Genomic DNA, 2,190 nt, shown 5'->3' with positions numbered 1-2,190 from the left:
GGCGTCGTCCCAGGGCATGCCGGCGCGGGCGAACGCGGTGGCGACGGAGGAGACGGCCGGGACGACCTCGACCTCCAGGCCGAACTCGGGCGCGCGCAGGGTGCGTACGACGCCGAAGAAGCCGGGGTCGCCGTCGGCGAGGACGACCGCCGTGCCGCGGTGGCCGGCGATGCGGCGGGCGGCGAGGGCGACGCTGCCGAGGCGGATGCGTTCGGCGGCGGGGGGCACCTCGGGCAGCGTCAGGTGGTGGGCGGCTCCGGCCACGAGGGTGGCGGCGGCCAGGGCCGAGCGGGCGGCGGCGGTCAGCGGCGAGCCGTCCCAGCCGATCACCGTGACGCGGTCGGCCATCGTCGTCAGTCTCCCGTGGGTCTACGCGGCTGGCGGGCTTCGTGAGAGTACCTGGTCGCGCGGGGCCGGGCGGGGGCCGTGCGGTGCCTCGGGGTCAGTTCCAGTCGGCGTACGAGGGGTAGCCGCCGCTCTCCGTGAGGTGCTCCCCGGCGCCCTCGATGTCCTCCGGGAGCAGGCTCCACACGATGAAGTCGGTGCGCGCCTCGCTCCAGGTGCCGTCGTCGGCGCGGACGCGCGCTATGCAGGCGCCGCGCAGGACGCCTTCGCTGATGCAGCCGATCTTCTGCGCGACCTGCTGCGATGCGGTGTTGTCGGCGGCCGTGCGCAGTTCGATGCGTTCGAGTTTCTGGTCGCTGAACAGCCACTGGGCGGTGGCGAGCGCGGCCTCGGAGGCGTAGCCCTCGCCGCGGGCCCAGGGGGCGATGATGTACGACAGTTCGGTGGACCGTACGTGCCAGTTGGTCTTGCCGAGCTGGATGACGCCGACGAGGCGCTGGGTGAGGAACTCGGTGACGGCGAGGTCGAGTCCGCGGCCGGAGGCGCGCTGGGCGGGGGCGTACTGCGTGATCCAGGTGCGGGCGTTGCGGGCGGTGAAGGGCTGGGGGACGGAGGTCCAGGCGGTGACCTGTTCATCGTTCATCATCTCGGCCAGGGCGGGTACGTCGTCCTCGTCGAGGGGACGCAGCACCAACCGCTCCGTGCTGATGGAGATGCTGGGGAAGGTGCTCGTCATGCGCCGCTCCGTAACCTTCGAAACCGTCAGGGTCCGACCTGGTTGACCGTCAGGCCCGCTGAACTGCTCAGCATGCAGCATGAAAGCACCGTGTCGCACCACGGGGTCCGCACCTGCCGAAGGCGCGGACCCCGGGTGTGGGCGAGGTGCCCGTGGGTCGTCCCCGTTGCCGTGCTCGACGGCGAGGAGGCTGGGGCCGGCGTCTCAGAAGGACGCGATGACCGAGCCGGCGTACTTGTCCTCGATGAACTTCTTGACCTCGGGGGAGGTGAGGAGCTTCGCGAGCTTCTTCACGCGCGGGTCGTCCTCGTTGCCCTCCTTGACGGCGAGGAAGTTGCCGTACGGGTTGTCCGTGGCGGACTCCAGGACGAGGGCGTCCTTCGAGGGCTTGAGGTCGCTCTCGATGGCGTAGTTGCCGTTGATGACGGCGGCGTCCACGTCGTCCAGGGAGCGCGGGGTCTGGGCCGCCTCCAGCTCCTTGAACTTGAGGTTCTTCGGGTTCTCGCTGATGTCGGCGGGGGTCGCCGAGTTGCCCGCGCCGTCCTTGAGCGTGATGAGGCCGTTGGCGGCGAGCAGCTTCAGGGCGCGCGCCTCGTTCACGGTGTCGTTGGGGACGGCGACGGTGGCCCCGTTCTTGAGGGCGTCGACGCTCTTGAACTTGTGGGAGTAGAGGCCGAGCGGTTCCAGGTGGACCGTGACGACGGGCACGACATGGGTGCCGTTCTTCTTGTTGAAGTCGTCGAGGTAGGGCTGGTTCTGGAAGTAGTTGGCGCCGACCGAGCCGTCTTCCGTCGCCGTGTTCGGCGTGACGTAGTCGGTGAACTCCTTGACCTCCAGGTCGAGGCCCGCGTCCTTGGCCAGGTTGTCCTTGACGAAGGTGAGGATCTCGGCGTGCGGGACGGGGCTCGCGGCGACGACGAGCGGGCCGCTGGTGTCCGTGGCGGCGGAACCGGATCCGGAGTCCTTGTCCGAGCCGCACGCGCCGAGCCCGAGGGTGAGGGCTCCGGCAGCCAGGACAGCGGTGGTGATTTTGGCGGTGTTACGCACGAAAAGTGCCTTTCCTGAGGTGATACGTCCCCGCTGTGGGTGTGCGGGGAGAACAAAGGGGG

General features: G+C 69.8%; 3 protein-coding genes. All 3 read right to left on the bottom strand.

Translation table 11 applies throughout. From position 1 onward, the window contains the following. Nucleotides 1-348, bottom strand: a 348-nt coding sequence (locus tag BZL64_RS37795; protein ID WP_244205795.1) for an SAM-dependent methyltransferase, incomplete at its 3' end; no start/stop codon positions are given. A 94-nt stretch (nt 349-442) separates the two neighbouring features. Further along, nucleotides 443-1,081, bottom strand: coding sequence for a GNAT family N-acetyltransferase (locus tag BZL64_RS37790; RefSeq protein WP_167396267.1), 639 nt, complete (start codon nt 1,079-1,081; stop codon nt 443-445). A gap of 204 nt (nt 1,082-1,285) precedes the next feature. Next, complete coding sequence (locus BZL64_RS37785) at nt 1,286-2,128, bottom strand: MetQ/NlpA family ABC transporter substrate-binding protein (protein ID WP_086773469.1); 843 nt, start codon at nt 2,126-2,128, stop codon at nt 1,286-1,288. Between the last annotated feature and the right edge of the window lie 62 nt (nt 2,129-2,190).

It is taken from the genome of Streptomyces bobili (assembly GCF_002154575.1).
GTDB classification, from domain to species: domain Bacteria; phylum Actinomycetota; class Actinomycetes; order Streptomycetales; family Streptomycetaceae; genus Streptomyces; species Streptomyces bobili.
The sequence above is the reverse complement of the archived record's forward strand: the minus strand, read 5'-3'. Positions and strand labels throughout refer to the sequence as shown.